The 14698-nt window shown below is 62.6% G+C and carries 19 protein-coding genes; 13 read left to right on the forward strand and 6 right to left on the reverse strand.

Features of this window, described 5'->3' with window-relative positions:
- The first annotated feature begins 106 nt into the window (after window positions 1-106).
- The 13 genes from B0E42_RS27020 (at window position 107) to B0E42_RS27090 (ending at window position 9807) form a co-directional block, all read left to right on the forward strand.
- Entirely contained in the window at window positions 107-1030 is a 924-nt protein-coding gene (locus tag B0E42_RS27020; protein ID WP_018610792.1) for a sigma 54-interacting transcriptional regulator, read from the forward strand.
- A 93-nt stretch (window positions 1031-1123) separates the two neighbouring features.
- Window positions 1124-1333, forward strand: a complete 210-nt coding sequence (locus tag B0E42_RS27025) for a hypothetical protein (protein WP_003206573.1) — start codon at window positions 1124-1126, stop codon at window positions 1331-1333.
- 181 nt (window positions 1334-1514) lie between these two features.
- Complete coding sequence (locus B0E42_RS27030) at window positions 1515-2303, forward strand: harpin HrpZ family protein (protein ID WP_253278572.1); 789 nt, start codon at window positions 1515-1517, stop codon at window positions 2301-2303.
- A gap of 52 nt (window positions 2304-2355) precedes the next feature.
- Window positions 2356-2730, forward strand: a complete 375-nt coding sequence (sctI, locus tag B0E42_RS27035) for a type III secretion system inner rod subunit SctI (protein WP_018610797.1) — start codon at window positions 2356-2358, stop codon at window positions 2728-2730.
- Window positions 2731-2744: 14 nt separating this feature from the next.
- A complete protein-coding gene (gene sctJ, locus B0E42_RS27040; protein WP_053182802.1) occupies window positions 2745-3632 on the forward strand; it encodes a type III secretion system inner membrane ring lipoprotein SctJ in 888 nt (295 codons plus the stop codon).
- Window positions 3629-4219, forward strand: coding sequence for a type III secretion protein (locus B0E42_RS27045; protein WP_077508469.1), 591 nt, complete (start codon window positions 3629-3631; stop codon window positions 4217-4219). Before sctJ ends, B0E42_RS27045 begins: the two co-directional genes overlap by 4 nt.
- Window positions 4197-4790 (forward strand): type III secretion system stator protein SctL, encoded by a 594-nt coding sequence (gene sctL, locus B0E42_RS27050; RefSeq protein ID WP_018610800.1) that lies wholly within the window; start codon window positions 4197-4199, stop codon window positions 4788-4790. The genes B0E42_RS27045 and sctL overlap by 23 nt, the downstream gene beginning before the upstream one ends.
- Window positions 4791-5765: 975 nt before the next feature.
- A complete protein-coding gene (locus B0E42_RS27065; RefSeq protein WP_024618899.1) occupies window positions 5766-5990 on the forward strand; it encodes a type III secretion protein in 225 nt (74 codons plus the stop codon).
- Window positions 5977-6414 (forward strand): type III secretion system chaperone, encoded by a 438-nt coding sequence (locus B0E42_RS27070; protein WP_053182811.1) that lies wholly within the window; start codon window positions 5977-5979, stop codon window positions 6412-6414. The genes B0E42_RS27065 and B0E42_RS27070 overlap by 14 nt, the downstream gene beginning before the upstream one ends.
- Window positions 6407-8557 carry a type III secretion system outer membrane ring subunit SctC gene (sctC, locus tag B0E42_RS27075; protein WP_077508471.1) on the forward strand — a complete coding sequence of 717 codons (2151 nt, stop codon included), beginning with the start codon at window positions 6407-6409 and terminating at the stop codon, window positions 8555-8557. Before B0E42_RS27070 ends, sctC begins: the two co-directional genes overlap by 8 nt.
- Window positions 8554-8763 (forward strand): HrpT family type III secretion system protein, encoded by a 210-nt coding sequence (gene hrpT, locus B0E42_RS27080; protein WP_024619913.1) that lies wholly within the window; start codon window positions 8554-8556, stop codon window positions 8761-8763. Before sctC ends, hrpT begins: the two co-directional genes overlap by 4 nt.
- 5 nt (window positions 8764-8768) lie before the next feature.
- Window positions 8769-9146: a hypothetical protein gene (locus B0E42_RS27085; RefSeq protein WP_014340718.1), complete on the forward strand. Its 378-nt coding sequence runs from the start codon at window positions 8769-8771 to the stop codon at window positions 9144-9146.
- A 211-nt stretch (window positions 9147-9357) separates the two neighbouring features.
- Complete coding sequence (locus B0E42_RS27090) at window positions 9358-9807, forward strand: type III secretion system chaperone (protein WP_053182816.1); 450 nt, start codon at window positions 9358-9360, stop codon at window positions 9805-9807.
- A gap of 174 nt (window positions 9808-9981) precedes the next feature.
- Here the strand turns inward: B0E42_RS27090 and B0E42_RS31285 are convergent, their stop codons facing one another.
- The 6 genes from B0E42_RS31285 to sctQ form a co-directional block, all read right to left on the reverse strand.
- Window positions 9982-10500 carry a type III effector gene (locus tag B0E42_RS31285; protein WP_172681186.1) on the reverse strand — a complete coding sequence of 173 codons (519 nt, stop codon included), beginning with the start codon at window positions 10498-10500 and terminating at the stop codon, window positions 9982-9984.
- A gap of 117 nt (window positions 10501-10617) precedes the next feature.
- Entirely contained in the window at window positions 10618-11718 is a 1101-nt protein-coding gene (gene sctU / locus B0E42_RS27100; protein ID WP_077508473.1) for a type III secretion system export apparatus subunit SctU, read from the reverse strand.
- Between the two features lie 15 nt (window positions 11719-11733).
- Complete coding sequence (gene sctT, locus B0E42_RS27105) at window positions 11734-12531, reverse strand: type III secretion system export apparatus subunit SctT (RefSeq protein ID WP_024618601.1); 798 nt, start codon at window positions 12529-12531, stop codon at window positions 11734-11736.
- On the reverse strand, window positions 12531-12785 hold the full coding sequence (gene sctS, locus B0E42_RS27110) for a type III secretion system export apparatus subunit SctS (RefSeq protein ID WP_003206603.1): 255 nt from the start codon (window positions 12783-12785) through the stop codon (window positions 12531-12533). The genes sctT and sctS overlap by 1 nt, the downstream gene beginning before the upstream one ends.
- 9 nt (window positions 12786-12794) lie before the next feature.
- The gene (gene sctR / locus B0E42_RS27115; protein ID WP_024618602.1) at window positions 12795-13448 is read right to left on the reverse strand and encodes a type III secretion system export apparatus subunit SctR; all 654 of its coding nucleotides are present in this window, start codon (window positions 13446-13448) and stop codon (window positions 12795-12797) included.
- On the reverse strand, window positions 13445-14551 hold the full coding sequence (gene sctQ, locus B0E42_RS27120; protein WP_077508475.1) for a type III secretion system cytoplasmic ring protein SctQ: 1107 nt from the start codon (window positions 14549-14551) through the stop codon (window positions 13445-13447). Before sctQ ends, sctR begins: the two co-directional genes overlap by 4 nt.
- Window positions 14552-14698 lie beyond the last annotated feature (147 nt).

Raw genomic sequence — 14698 nt, forward strand, 5'->3', positions numbered from 1 at the left:
TACCCGTGCAGTCGCGCGGCGGCGCTAACTAGAGGAAGTGTCACACGCCTTTTCATCGTTCAACTTGTCGACCCTTCTAACCAAACAAGAAATGGAATCGTCAGTGATGCAAAAGCTGCTATGCGCTGCACTTTCCAATCCCTATAAAGAAGATGCCCTCAACCTCGAGGCGTTCGTCCAAAGCGTCGCTCCGCTGATGATCGACGTGTTGCTGCGCGGCGAGACGGGTACCGGTAAAGACACGCTGGCAGAAAAGATCCATCGCATGTCCGGCTGCTCCGGCAAGTTCGTTGCCATCAACTGCGCAGCCATTCCCGAAAGCCTCGCCGAGAGCCAGCTTTTCGGGGCCAACACCGGCGCGTTTACCGGGGCCAGCCAAAATCGCGCGGGGTTCGTCGAAGCCGCGCATAACGGCACGCTGTACCTGGACGAAATCGACAGCATGCCGTTGACTCTGCAAGCCAAACTGCTGCGGGTCCTGGAATCCAGGACGGTCCAGCGCCTGGGCTCGACCCAGAACATCCCGGTGAACATGCGGGTGATCGCCTCCGCCCAGTGCCCGCTGGGAGAAATGGTCGAACGTGGCGAGTTTCGCAGGGACCTTTATTTTCGCCTGAACATCATCAGCCTCAAGCTGCCCCCACTGCGCAGCCGCAAGGAGCGCATCGTGCCGCTGTTCCAGTCGCTGGTGCGCCGGGAGGCCCAGGCACTCGACCGGCCCTACGTCGCGCCGTCGCCAGCACTGTTGCGCCAACTGCTCGGCTACGCCTGGCCTGGCAACATCCGCGAACTGCAGTCCGCCGCCAAGCGATACGTGCTCGGCTTGCCGGCACTGCCCCGCGCCGAGCAACTGGAACACAACAGCTCGACGCTCAAGTTGAAAGAACACCTGCAGCAGTTCGAAAAAATCCTCATCGAGGACTGCATGCGCCGCCACCATCACTGCATCGACAAGGTCATCGCCGAACTGGGTATCGCCCGGCGCACGCTGTATTACCGGATGAAGTGCCTGCAAATATCGACGAGTTGAGTGGGATTGGTGGAACCGTTTACACAACGGTCGCCACTTAACCATCGAGACGTTCACGATCGTCTCGCCATTCCACAACCCGGAGATACGACTATGAGTTTTGGTGGAGCTTCTCTCGCCGCTTCCACGGCTGCCATGCAGCAGATGGACGCGACCTCGGCTGCGATGACAACCATGAAATCCCAATTCGACCAGAAAAAACTGGTCGCCGACACCATGAACGCAATCGCGGCAGGGTCGATGGACACCGCAACCAAAGCCATTACCGCCATGGGGGAAGCCTCGAAAAACATACGATTCTGACCTCTCGCTGCAGCCCCGCTCCGGCGGGGTAACCTCAAGCGCGATGCGAGGAGGCCCAATGCACATCGACTTGCCAGACAGCCTTCGAGCTCTCAGAGACCTGTCCCATGACGAGCCCACGCTGCGTCCTGCACCGACTCCACCAGGCCTGCACTTGGCGCTGCATGGAGCCGGCGACCGGTTGAGGGAGTCGCTCGTCCAGTGGGGCAACGAAAAGGGTTCGACGGGCGGACAGTCCCAGTCTGGCTGGCCGAGCCCCCAGGACAGATTTGCCGCAGAGACCGAAGACCCTTTGCGCCTGGTACTGGAAGACATCCTGGAAGAGATCAACAGCGGCACCGGCTCCAATCTCGACGTCGATATCGATGACGCCTATTCCAACGAAGACCTGTTCAACGATCTGGCGCAGATGTTCGCCCATCGTCGGCAGCCCATCGGTGACAACGATGTCGACAGCCAAAGCGATTTCGGCAGCGCCAACAACCCCTTCTGTGGCGCGCTGTTCGGCGCCTGGGAGATGGAGGGTGACCACGCCACGCGGCGCAGTCGTCATGACGCGAGCCTGTCGCTGCTGCTCAAGATCATCGCGGTCCTGGGCCGCAGGAAACTGCTGACGCTGCTGGACATCGACGAAGGCGACGGGCAGGCGCGGTATGAACCAGACGACCAGGACCTGTTGTTCGAGATCGCCGCCTTCATGGACCAGCACCCGGCGCGCTATCCCCCACCGGCGACCCTCGACGCAGAACGCTGGACATGGACCGAACGCATTGCCCGCGGCACAGCGCTGGATGCTCGCGAAACCCGGTTGTTCCAGCTTGCCCTGGAAGAGCTGGACTTCGCCCTCGCCCGCCTGGCCGGCCAGCAGCCCCCGCTGCGCCAGCGTGCCCGGCGCAACCGGGAGGAAATCGAGTTTCACCTGAGCGTCACCGGTAGCGCTCGCAACGTCTTGAGGCTGATGTGCGCCTGAAGGCACCCGACCTTTGAGTTTTCAAACCAACCTTTGAAACAGGAGACATTCCGTGGACATACATGCCATCGACCCCAGCAACCTCGCCTCCACGTCCGCCAAAACGAGCGCCAGGCCACAAGCGAGCGCCGAGACCAGTGATGTCAGTTGGTTCAACGCACAAATGCGCGAAAAAGCCCCCGCCCCGGACAGCGAAAACAACGTCGCGGCACGCATCATTGACTCGCTGTCGAGCCGCTCCGGTGAACTGCAGCGCCTGGACGACCGCGCCAACCGGGACATGCTCAAGGCCATCCGCACCGCCGACCCGCAGGACATGTTGCAGTCGAACCGCTCACTGTCATCCTTCCACCTGGAAAGCCTGATGACCGCGAAAGTGGTCAGCAAAGGCTCCCAGGCCATCGAGAAGCTCACCAATCTTCAGTAAAGGGAAGGCCGGTCATGTCCATGCGCGCGTTCTCAACACTGTTGCTGTGCCTGCTGCTCACCGGTTGCGACGAACGGACGGCGTTGCACAGCCATCTTTCCGAGCAGGATGCCAACGAAGTGATCGCCGAGCTGGCGAACAAGAACGTGGAGGCGAGCAAGCAAGTCGACAAAGAGGGGCTGACCGTGCTGGTCGAGCCTGCCGACATGAACAGCGCCGTCCAGGTACTCGAAGCCGCTGGCCTGCCGCGTCGCTCACGTTCCAGCCTGGGGGAGATCTTCCGCAAGGAAGGGGTCATTTCCACGCCGATGGAAGAGCGTGCCCGCTACATCTATGCGCTGTCCCAGGAGCTCGAATCGACGCTGTCACAAATAGATGGCGTGGTGCTCGCCCGGGTCCATGTGGTCCTGCCGGAACGGGTGGCCCCGGGAGAGCCGGTCCAGCCCGCATCGGCCTCGGTGTTTATCAAGCACACCAATGCCCTGGACCCCGACAGCATTACCCCGCGCGTGCGCAATCTGGTCGCCAGTGGGATTCCCGGCATGGCCGATGCCACCCAGAACCCGACCAAGTTATCGGTGGTCTTCGTTCCCGCCGCGCCGTATCAGGAACGGCGCAAGATGGCGTATTTCGGACCGTTCCTCATGCAGGCCGATGACATCGGCTATTGGCGAGCGGTGACCGTGACGGCAAGCATCACCTTGCTCGCCATCCTGATGGGCGTCTTGTATGGCCTCTACCGACTATGGCGTCAGGGCGTGTTGGTGCTGCCACGTTTTCTCGACCACTCGCTCGCCAAGCCAGCCGGGGCGCCGACCGCCCCCCAAAGCAGCGCGACACCTGGGCTGTTCGCCGTGAAAAACCCAGGGACCAAACCCGACAGTAACGGGACCGCCGCATGACGGCGGAGATTGCATGGGTTCGCTGGTGGAGCCTCGCGTGGCGCGAAGCAGACCGGGGCTGGTATTCGTCGGCGCTTTGCCTGCTGACTGCGCCACAGATCGACACCCTCGCCCGGGGGCAGCATGCCGCGCTTGCCCGCAGCTTCGGGATGACGCCGTGCACGCCACCCCAACCCAGCCCGACGCTGCAATCGCTGTTCTGCGGCACGCCCCGGACCTTGGCCCTTGCCTGCGAATTGGTGGCGAGTACTTGCGCGCCGTTAACGGCAACACAGGCACTCTCGGCGCAGGACCGGGCCTGGTGCGAGCGCACCGCCAAAGCCCTGCGCCCAGGGCACTGGCTCGAACAAGACCAGGACCCACTCGCGCTGCTGCACTCCTGGTTGGGCGAACGGGCTTGGGAACGGGCGCGCCTGGCGTTCCCACGCGACAGAATCATCGCCATCGAATCAGCACCCGCCCCTCAACCGCCAGCCGCCAAGCTGAACACGCTTTGGCAGTCCGCCTGCTGGAAGGCTGAGCAAAGCCTGGCACCCTCGGCCCCTATCCAAACGGAGAGACACGATGCTCGCTCGGCGTTCGCTTGAACTGCGCCCCGATGGCCAAGGCCTGTCGCAGCCCTACATCGCGCGCGAAACCCTGGTTGATTGTGCCCGCGCACAGGTCATCCTCGAACAGGCCCAGGTGCAAGCTGCACAATTGCTTGAACGCGCCAGCGCAGAGGCGGACGCGACCGTGCTCGAGGCTCAAGCACAATTTTGGGAAAAGGCCGAAACCTTGCTCGCCGCGTGGGAAACCCAGCGTCAAGCCATGTGGGAGCGCATCGAGACGAGTGCTGCACACGTGGTCAACGAGGCCCTGGGGACGCTGTTGAACGAGGTCCCGGAGCAGGCACGCATCGATGCACTCGTCCGCCAACTGGCGTCGCGCCAGGACGACCCGGTCAGCGCCACCCTTCACTGTCATCCTGAAGACCTGGCAAACCTGACCCAGAGCCTGGGCACCGACAGCCGACGCCCCTGGACGCCGGTGGCCGATGCCGACATGGAGCGACATCAACTGAAGCTGGAAACGCCAGGCGGCACATACCTGCTCGACTGGCCCACCGCCGTCGAAGCCCTACGCCTGCCCGAACCACAACACATCACCGCAAGCTGACCCACCGCTTTCGCGAGCAAGCCCGCTCCCACAAATGGATCGAAGTACGACCAGAAGAACTAGGTCGGCTGTCAGGCCGCCTCGCGAGCAAGCTTTGCTCCCACAGGTCCTGCTCAAACATATCTGATGGGTGTACGACCGGGAGAGCCAGGTCGGCTACTAGGCCGCCTCGCGAGCAAGCTTTGCTCCCACAGGTCCTGCTCAAACAGATCTGATGGGTGTAGGACCGGGAGAGCCAGGTCGGCTACTAGGCCGCCTCGCGAGCAAGCTTTGCTCCCACAGGTCCTGCTCAAACAGATCTGATGGGTGTAGGACCGGGAGAGCCAGGTCGGCTACTAGGCCGCCTCGCGAGCAAGCTTTGCTCCCACAGGTCCTGCTCAAACAGATCTGATGGGTGTACGACCGGGAGAGCCAGGTCGGCTACTAGGCCGCCTCGCGAGCAAGCTTTGCTCCCACAGGTCCTGCTCAAACAGATCTGATGGGTGTACGACCGGGAGAGCCAGGTCGGCTACTAGGCCGCCTCGCGGTGGACGTTGATCTCGGGCGCCCCGTTAACCACGATGGCCGAACGCAGGCATTGTGGAGTGGGCAACCCGGCATGGATGCCGGGTTAGCCGCGCTGGGCCATGGATGGCCCTTCGCGGCGGCCCACGGAGCAATGCCGGAGTGAGGGCACACCGAGCCTAAGCGAGGTGCCAAGTGGTGGGGCAAAGCGCTTTTGCTTACTTTTGGCGCTCTTCCAAAAGTAAGCCGCTGTAAGAGCGGAACCCTAAGTAGCCGTTACCGCAGCAATGGATATGTACCCGGTCAACAACATCCTGGCCGGCTGTCAGGCCGCCATCGCGAGCAGGCTCGCTCCCACAGGAGAAACGCGCCCCACATCCCGACGCCCATTTTTTTCCTCATTTACGCGGAACCGCCAACGGCATAACCACCACTCACATCGTGAATATACCCAGCCCAGAGGAACCGCCCATGTCTTCCACCGATGCCGTCCAGCGCCGCCTCGACACCTACTTCCAACGCGCGACCGACAACGTCAACAACGCTGCGATGAACGCGGCAGAAAGTCAGTCGCTCGACGACATGCACTCCTTCGTGACCAGCATGAACGGCATGTCCGTCGCGGTGAACGCCGCCACTCAACAGACCACCGCCCATCACAACCTCGCCAAGGCGATCATCGATGCAATGCCATGAGCTGCGCACACAGCTCACCCGCTGGAACGCCGACGTCGATGGTCCGGAGCACTTCACCGTTGTCATCGACGACGGCGAAGCAACGTTCAGCAAGCTCGACGAAGGCCTGCTGGCATCGGTCGAGCTGACGGTTCCGGTGACCCATGAGGTGGCCCTGGAAGACCTGCTTCGGCTGGCGCACCCAAGCCTCTCGCGATTTCCCGGTGCGCTGGCCCGTTCGCCACAAGACGGGCGGTTGTGGCTGCTGGCGCAAGTGCCGCTGGACGGGCACATCGACGACTTGATCGAGGTGCTCGAAGCACTGCTCAACCAGCGTGACACCTGGCAATCCATTCTCAATAAAAACCAACGTGCCGTTGCCGCGCCCGTGGCGCGACGCCTCTCGCACGCTCACTTGCTCGGAACAGGAATCCGTCATGCCTAACAGGTGGCTCACACCGTACCGCTTGATGACCGCAGGCAAGGTACACCTTCGCCAGTTGATCGAACGCCGCTGGGCGAAACCTTCGCTGGTCGCACTGGCATTGGCCGGCGCGCTTGGCGCTGGCATGCCGGCAGAGGCGGCCATACCGACCGACTGGAAGAATACGCCTTACGCCTACGACGCCCAGAGCACACCGCTGGCCAAGGTACTCGGCGACTTTGCCAATACCTTTGCGGTGCAGCTGGTGATCGACGGCACGGTGAAAGGCACCGTCGACGGGCGGATGCGCGCCGAAAGTCCCCAGGCGTTCCTCGACAGGCTTGGTCTGGAAAATCGCTTCCAGTGGTTCATGTACGGCAACACCTTGTACGTCAGCCCCTTGCAGAACCAGGACTCCACGCGCCTGGAAGTGTCCGCCGATGCCGTGCCGGACATGAAGCAGGCCTTGACCGACATCGGCCTGCTGGATCCGCGTTTCGGCTGGGGCGAGTTACCCGACGAAGGCGTGGTCCTGGTCTCCGGCCCGGAGCGCTACGTGCGCCTGGTGGCGCAATTTGCCGAAGTGCGCAAGACCCCCGAAGAGAAGCAGGAGGTGATCAGTTTCCCGCTGCGCTATGCCACCGCCGCCGACCGCAACGTCAAGTACCGCGGCGAAACACTGGTCATTCCCGGGGTCGCCAGCATCCTGAAAGGTTTGCTGGAGAGCCGCAGCGCCGTGTCCGGGGGCATGCAAACGGCCTCGCCCCAGGCATCGTTCCAGAACATGCAGAACCAGCAATCCATGACCATGGGTAACATCGAGCAGTTGGCACTCAACGGCATGGGTCGACCGAATACCAGCCGTGTACCGTCCGGCGCGAACAGCGGTGCAGGCGGCCGGGGCAAGATCCGCGTCGAAGCCGATGTGCGCAACAACGCGGTGCTCATCTACGACGCGCCCAAGCGGCGGGAAATCTACACGCCGCTGATTCGCGATGTGGACGTACCGCGCAAGCTGGTGGAAATCGATGCGATCATCCTCGACATCGACCGCACGCAACTGGCCGAGCTGGCCTCGAACTGGAACGTCGAGAGCGGCGATCTGATCGGTGGTGCGTCGATGATTCGCCCCGGCGCCAGCTCGACGGTGTTCATTCAGGACTACGGTGATTTTTCCGCACAACTGCGGGCCCTGGAGGGCCGAGGCCTGGCCTCGGTGGTGGCGAACCCATCGGTACTGACCCTGGAGAACCAGCCGGCGGTCATCGACTTCAGCCGGACCGAGTACATCTCGGCCATCGGCGAGCGCGTAGCCACCATCGAGCCCATCACGGCAGGCACCAGCTTGCAGGTCGTGCCCCATGCCATCGAGACCGGGGGTCGCAATCAGATCCAGATGTCCCTGGACATTGAAGACGGCCGCATCGAACCCTCAGAGGTCGGCCAGCAGACGCCCAGCGTGCGCCGTGGCGTGGTCAGCACTCAGGCCGTCGTGGGGGAAAGCCGGTCGTTGGTGGTAGGCGGTTTTCATACCGAAGAGACCGGCGATAACCTCGAACGGGTGCCGTGGCTGGGTCGCATCCCGCTGATCGGGCCGCTGCTGTTTTCCTCGACCACGCGCGAGACCAGTCGCCGCGAACGGGTCTTCATCCTGACGCCTCGCCTGATCGGTGACCAGGTCGACCCGGCCCGCTACATCTCCGCCCTTGACCGCGAACAGGTCGACAGCGCCATGGCCCGCCTGGAAGAGCGTCGCAACGGCACCCGCCCCGTCGGTCGTGTCGAGGTCAGCGACGTGCTCGCCCAACTCGCCGACGGCAACATTCCGGCCACGTTCAAGCAAGCCGCGTCGATTCCTTATTCGCCCGACACATTGTGCGCGTTGCAACCCGGGCTATCGCTGGACGCTGCCCGGGCCCAATGGTTCGCCGGCCCCGATTACGGCATCGCCGTGGGCGTGGTACGCAACGATGGCCAGCAGAGGTTGCGCTTCGACGAAGCGAGCTGCGGCAGCCGCTGGGCCCTGGCCACCTCCGCCTGGCCGAAGGTGTGGCTTGAGCCCGGTGAGGAAACGGAAGTGTTCGTGGTCATGAAACAACCCACGCGCACGCCAGGCGGCGAGCGCCCTTCTCTTCTGCAAACCAGCGCGAGGACCCTGCCATGAGTCGTACGCCACTGCTGCTCGTTTTATTGCTGAGCCTGCCGGTGTTCGCCGGCTGCGCGAACCGCTCGGGCTGCCAGGGCGATGCCTGCAGCCGCGCCGAACCGGACAACGGTCGGCTGGTGATCTGGTGGTCACCCGGCATGCGCGGCGGCCTTGGCTCCCCCGAACACCCACTGGACCATACGGTCGTCCCATTGGAGAACTGAACGCTATGTCTTTTTCAGTACACAGCGTAAGCACTCGCCAGGCCTTCCAGAAGAACATCATCGCCGGCATCGCGACGTATTGGGAAATAGCCCCAGGCATTGAGTTCTGTCTGCGACGCGAGCCTCACAGCGTGGGGCTCGCCTTACAAATACAAAGCCAGGCGCTGCGCGCAAACCAGATCCAGCATGCCCTCGAACGGCGTTTCGCCCAGCCGACCGACTACGCGCAGCTGTTCGTATTTCTCGATCCGCAGCGAGCACTCGTGGTCTGGCAGGCGCTGCCCGACGCGCCGCTATCCACTGAACTGCTCGATGAAATCCAGTCCCGTCAGCTATCGCTGCTGGGCCTGGAAGACCTCGACGATTACTCGGCCACGTATTGAGCGAAACACAACGAACTGTTTGGACCGGGAACATGGTGAACCTGTGGCGAGGGGATTTATCCCCGTTGGGCTGCGTAGCAGCCCCAAAGAACTGATCACATCAACCTGATACAACACGGTGGCGGATTTCAGGGCTGCTACGCAGCCCAACGGGGATAAATCCCCTCGCCACAATGACTCATGAACTCTTTTGTATCGAGGGAGGTTTTCCATGACCGTCGCACCGCTTGCCCAGCGCTTGATCTCGGCCCTCGCGGAACATTTGCATGCGCACTTGCAGTTGGAAGGTGGCGTGTGCGCGCTGTATGACGCGAGCAACCGCGAAGCCGTGATCATCGAGCTGCCCGATCACGGCGATGTCGCCATCCTCCATAGCTCGATCGATGTGCCTGCCCACGCGCCCGGCTTGCACAAGCGCTTGCTGGAACTCAACTTTCGACTGGATCTGCTCGGCGGCAGCTGGTTGGCGCTGGACGATAAGGGCAGCGTTCGCCTGTGTGCCCATTGTCCGTTGTCGATGCTCGATGAGGTGCGGTTCTGCCATTGGATCGTCGGTTTCATCGCCCAGGTCGGCGACGTTCGAGCGCGCTTGGCGGTGCCCGCAACGCCGGGCAGCCCTCGTCCGACCTCGCTCAACGCAAGCCGGACCCGATTGGGATAGGCACCCGCGGCCTGGAATTACTACTGCGGGACTCTGTAGGAGCTGGCGAAGCCTGCGATCTTTTGATCTTTTGATCTTTCGCTTGAGATTCAAGTGGCTGGGGAAAGATCGCAGCCTCGTTGCACTCGACAGCTCCTACACAGCTCCTACACAGGTTGATGCAGGCTCATCGCTTTATCGAAGCTTCATCGCCTCGCCACCCTCCTGCATGACTTTCCTCGCGCTGTCCATGAAGCCCTTGGTGACCTCCGTCACCGTATCGCTCATCAACTTGGCCATGTCGGCGGAGCTTTTGATCAGCATCATAGTGCTCTGGCGCTCTTCCATGCCCATTTGTATGTTGAACTGCTTTTCCATCAACTGCTTTTGACGGGTTTCCATCTCGCTCATGAAAGAGTCCGGAGTGCGAGATTCCGAAGTGGGGCTGGACGTTTGTGCGTCATCCAGCGGTTGCGTGTCATTCGACGTCGCCGCGTGGTTGGCGTCCCGCGTTCGGGCGCGGCCACGCTGATGCACCGCCGGTGGCGTCGACGAGGAGCGTCCCCGGTCATGCAGGCTTTGGGTGCCTTGGCGCTGCTGCGCCTCACGGGGTCGTTGGCTCAGCGAGGGTGAGCGCGATGGCGACAAGCTGTCGGTGCCGTGCAGGGCACCTGTGCCCCTCAAGGGGCTCGTCAGGGGTCTGGGTTCGGGCATGGGAATCCTCCACGAGTCGATGTCTGTGTGGTGGGCACTGTCGGCAGGCCGGGATCCTCCGGACGAGCCTGGCTCACTCCCTGAGTGGCAGCCGCGTGTGCATCGGTTCCATCGACCTCAACGCTGGTTCAATTCCGGAATCTCGATCACCTCGCCCTTGGCCTCGTCATCCAGTTCGCGCAACACCCGATAAATATGCGCAACCGCCTGGAGCGTCTCCCGGGGGATATAACCACCGACGTCTTCACGGTAGATCGTGCGCGCCAGCCAGATGCACTGGATGACCGGAACCCGCGCCGCCTTCGCCCGCTCGATCAGCGCCCGGGCCTCGGCATCGACGCCTTTGACGATCAACTGCGGCAGCGGCGTTTCCTCGGGGCGATACGACAGCGCGACGGCAAAGTGGGTAGGGTTGACCACCAACATGTCGGCGTCTTCCACCGGTTTGGTCTCTTTGCTGACAGGCTGGTCGACCAATTGCCGGGCCAGGCTGCGGCGATGCATTTTTACATGGGGGTCGCCTTCCATTTCCTTGAACTCCTTGCGCACCTCCTCCTCGCTCATGCGCAGGCGCTTGGCGAAGAAATATTTCTGCAGGCCGAAGTCGAGAATCGCCAGCACCAGCAGTACACCCAGGCAAATGTGCATGATGTGCCGAAACAGGCTGGCCAAGCCGCGCCAATAGCTGTGCAGGTCGCCGTTGACCAGATTGATCAACGAGCCGAGTGCCGGCAGGGTCACCAGATAGATCACGGTGCCGATAAACACGGCCTTGACCAGCCCCATGAACAGGTTGATCAGCGCCTGGCCGGAGAACATCTGCTTGGCCTGGTTCATCGGGTTCAGGCGGTTCGGGTCCGGCTGCAGGGCCTCGGGGGCGAACAGGAAACCGAACTGTATCCAGCCGGCCACCAAGCGAGTGACGATCGCCAGCCCAACGGTCATCAAGGTGAAATTGAGCAGCACGCCACCGGCATGGGCCAAGGTTTCCTCAAAGGCCCGCACGAAGTCGACATCCAGCCGACGCAGCGGGAATGTCACCATGTCTCCCAAGGCCTGCATGCTGTCGTCGGCCTGGGTCAATGCCACTTCGGTGATCGCCGCAAGCACCAGCAGGCTGCTCAAGTCCTGGCTTTGGCCGACCTGGCCCTTGTTGCGCGCGTCGCGAATCTTCTTCGGCGTCGCCCGTTTGGTCTTTTCTCCACTGTCTTCGCTCATGCCCGAAGCCCTCCTTCAGGGTGACGGCAACAACAGGTGCAGCAGATGCCGGATTTCGCCATAGCGACCAAGACGGCCGGTCATCGCGTCCCACAGCGTGGGCAGGTAGAACAGCAGGAAGCCCAGGCCGATCAGACTCTTGGCCGGCATGGCGAGGACGAACACCTGCAATTGCGGGCTGTACAGGCTGAGCAGCGCCAGGCTGAACTCCACCAGCAACAGCAAGCCGATAAAGGGCGCCGCGTAGAGCATCATGTGCATGAACATTTCGCCGAGCAGCCCGAGAAACACGCCGAAGCCATCCGCGCCAGGCAATGGAAACCAAACGGTGGGCGACCACACCAGGTAGCTGTCCCAGATCACTTGGGTCAACGTGCCAATGCCCAGAGTGGTGACCAGCAGCAAGATCGTCATCTCCTTGAACAAGAGGCCCAGGGGCGTGGTGTCGCTGCCGAGCGCCGGGTTCAACTGGCCACCGATGAGCGCACCGCGCTGGTTGTCCAGCAAGGCGCCCACCGATTCGTACAACCAGAACGGCATCGCCAGCAGCACCCCGAGCAAGAAGCCCAGCACCAGCTCCTTGAACATCAACCCGGCCAGCGACAGCCAATTGACCTGGGCATCAATCAGCGCCTGGCGAATACCGGGCGCCGGCAACATGCCCAGGGCAAACACCACGGCATGGCGCGGCAAGCCTCGCAGGTGCTGGAAGCAAAACACCGGGACCAGGTAGGCGACCGGGTAAATGCGCGCCATGCCAAGCGCGATCGACAGCAGCAAGTCGAAATACGGGACAAAAGCCTGGGCCGTCATCAGGTGTTGGCCATCATTTCGAATGCCCGACGCAGCAGTCCCAGCAATTCCACGCCGATCCAGCGGCCCGTGACCAGCAAGGTCAGCCCGACCGCCACCAACTTGATGCCGAAGGGCAAGGTCTGGTCCTGGATCTGCATCAAGGCCTGCACCAGGGAGGTCAGCACACCGACGATCACCGCCACGATCAAAGGCGGCGCGGAGAGCAGGACCACCAGCAACATGCCTTCCTTAAACAACGTCAGCGCGTCCATCGCACATCCTCAAAGATAGGAATAGAAGAGGCTGTCGAGCAATTGCGTCCAGCCCTGCACGAGGACAAAAATCAGCAGCTTGAGCGGCAACGAAATGGTCATGGGCGCGACCATCTGCATGCCGAGTGCCAGCAGCAGGTTGGACACGATCAGGTCGATGACAATGAACGGGATATAAATCAAAAATCCCATCTGGAAACCGGCCTCGAGCTCCGACAGCATGAAGGCCGGGATGAGCAGCATCAGGTCGTCGCGACTGGCCTGCTCGGCGCGTTCCTTGGGCCACATCCGCTGGGTGTTTTCCAGCAAGTGGGCGAGGATGTCCGGGTTGGTATTGCGCGACATGAAGGCCTGCAACGGTTTTATCGCGTTCAGCGCAGAACCTTGCAACGCCTCGGTGTTGCTGAAGTCCAGCGGCCGCTCCTTCAGCTCTTCGGCGATGTTGTGGCCCACCGGCGCCATGATGAACAGCGTCGCGGCCAGGGCAATGGCATACAGCGCCATATTGGGTGGCACCTGCTGCACGCCGATGGCGTTACGGGTGATGGTCAACACGATGGTTATCTTGAGAAAGGCGCTGCAGATGATCAGCAGCAAGGGGACCAAGGAAATCCCGCCGATGAACAGCGCCAGCAGAAAGGGGTCGACCCCCTGGAAGCTCATCCAGCCACATCCACGTGAGCGATTTGCAGGCCCAACCGGCCATCGACCTCGACCAGCTCGCCATGGGCCAGGGCCCGTTCGCCATAGAACAGCGCCGCTGTCCCCGGTGTCACGCCTTGCACTTGCAGCACCGCGCCGGGCGCCAGATTGCGCAGCTCGCCCAAGGTCAGGCTCAAATGACCGCAGCGTATCGTCAGCGTCAGCGGCAGGTCGTCGAAGCGCTCGGGGAGATCGGCAGCGACCGGCTCCGTCATCGGCACCTCCTCGGCTTCAGCGGCGGCATAGGCCGACTCCGGGTGCTCGGCCGCCTCGGCGGCTTGGGCGTCAGGTTCGTAGCCGGTGCTATCGTCCCAGTCCGGCGTCAGGATGTCGGTGTCGGCGGTGGTGCTCATAACGGTCTCCTCCAGAGCGAGCAAGGTCAGGCGCAACGGCGCGGCACAACTGTGTACCCGCACCTGCAAACAATGCCGGCCCAGGCGAATCAGCCCTTGGCCGGATGAATCGAACAGAGCGGTTTGCGGCACCAACACATCACCGGGGCGCAACCTCGCCAACTGCCCGGCGGCCAGCGCCAGGTGTCCCAGTTCCAACGGAACATGCAGCGCAAAGCCCGCGATCCCTGGCGCGGTTCGCCGCTGCCAAGGCGTAGCGCGAAGCAGCCCCAGCAGGGTCGCACCGGTCATTTCCAGATGACTCGTGACGCGGGCCGCGCCCACCCTCACGTCGAGCCGGCAAGCAATGCCCTGCACCGCGGGTCCGACCGCTGGTTTGATAAAACCGAATGCCTGGTGCAGGGGCTCGCTCAGGGTTTGCTGGAACAGTGACCAGAACCACGCGTCATCCGGTCCGGGTTCGGCAGGCAGGACCACCGGGCATTCACCGAACAGGCTGAGCACCGCGCCGGGGTCGTCCAGGGTAAAGACGCCATGGGCACATGCCAGCACACACGGTGTGCTCCCAGCCGCAGCGCCGCCCGGAGTCAGTTCCAGCAGGCCCGTCTCGCCCGCCACCTCGAAGGGCAACCGGACGCCAATGCCTAATAGTCGCCGGGCGCTGGCGTCCTCGCTGCCCACAGTCGGCAGCGCCAATGCATGGACGGTCATGTCGCGCTAACCTCTTCTTCCCGCGCTACGCGCACGCTCACCGGCTGGCCCAGGCTTTGGGTCAGCGCCTCTTCGAGACGGCCGGATCGACTCGACAGCCGCGTCTGTACGTCTGCACTTTCGCTGCTCAGGCCGATGTCCCACCCG

Origin of the sequence: Pseudomonas sp. A25(2017) (assembly GCF_002001065.1) — a bacterium.
GTDB classification, from domain to species: Bacteria; Pseudomonadota; Gammaproteobacteria; order Pseudomonadales; family Pseudomonadaceae; genus Aquipseudomonas; species Aquipseudomonas kilonensis.

Excerpts from the sequence above, each read along its gene's own strand:
- sctJ (WP_053182802.1), top strand. The coding sequence starts at position 2,745 with ATGTCCATGCGCGCGTTCTCAACACTGTTGCTGTGCCTGCTGCTCACC.
- B0E42_RS27085 (WP_014340718.1), top strand. The coding sequence starts at position 8,769 with ATGTCTTTTTCAGTACACAGCGTAAGCACTCGCCAGGCCTTCCAGAAG.
- sctL (WP_018610800.1), top strand. The coding sequence starts at position 4,197 with ATGCTCGCTCGGCGTTCGCTTGAACTGCGCCCCGATGGCCAAGGCCTG.
- hrpT (WP_024619913.1), top strand. The coding sequence starts at position 8,554 with ATGAGTCGTACGCCACTGCTGCTCGTTTTATTGCTGAGCCTGCCGGTG.
- sctQ (WP_077508475.1), bottom strand. The coding sequence starts at position 14,551 with ATGACCGTCCATGCATTGGCGCTGCCGACTGTGGGCAGCGAGGACGCC.
- B0E42_RS27025 (WP_003206573.1), top strand. The coding sequence starts at position 1,124 with ATGAGTTTTGGTGGAGCTTCTCTCGCCGCTTCCACGGCTGCCATGCAG.
- B0E42_RS27090 (WP_053182816.1), top strand. The coding sequence starts at position 9,358 with ATGACCGTCGCACCGCTTGCCCAGCGCTTGATCTCGGCCCTCGCGGAA.
- B0E42_RS27045 (WP_077508469.1), top strand. The coding sequence starts at position 3,629 with ATGACGGCGGAGATTGCATGGGTTCGCTGGTGGAGCCTCGCGTGGCGC.
- sctU (WP_077508473.1), bottom strand. The coding sequence starts at position 11,718 with ATGAGCGAAGACAGTGGAGAAAAGACCAAACGGGCGACGCCGAAGAAG.
- sctR (WP_024618602.1), bottom strand. The coding sequence starts at position 13,448 with ATGAGCTTCCAGGGGGTCGACCCCTTTCTGCTGGCGCTGTTCATCGGC.
- sctC (WP_077508471.1), top strand. The coding sequence starts at position 6,407 with ATGCCTAACAGGTGGCTCACACCGTACCGCTTGATGACCGCAGGCAAG.
- B0E42_RS27020 (WP_018610792.1), top strand. The coding sequence starts at position 107 with ATGCAAAAGCTGCTATGCGCTGCACTTTCCAATCCCTATAAAGAAGAT.
- B0E42_RS31285 (WP_172681186.1), bottom strand. The coding sequence starts at position 10,500 with ATGCCCGAACCCAGACCCCTGACGAGCCCCTTGAGGGGCACAGGTGCC.
- B0E42_RS27065 (WP_024618899.1), top strand. The coding sequence starts at position 5,766 with ATGTCTTCCACCGATGCCGTCCAGCGCCGCCTCGACACCTACTTCCAA.
- sctS (WP_003206603.1), bottom strand. The coding sequence starts at position 12,785 with ATGGACGCGCTGACGTTGTTTAAGGAAGGCATGTTGCTGGTGGTCCTG.
- B0E42_RS27070 (WP_053182811.1), top strand. The coding sequence starts at position 5,977 with ATGCAATGCCATGAGCTGCGCACACAGCTCACCCGCTGGAACGCCGAC.
- sctT (WP_024618601.1), bottom strand. The coding sequence starts at position 12,531 with ATGACGGCCCAGGCTTTTGTCCCGTATTTCGACTTGCTGCTGTCGATC.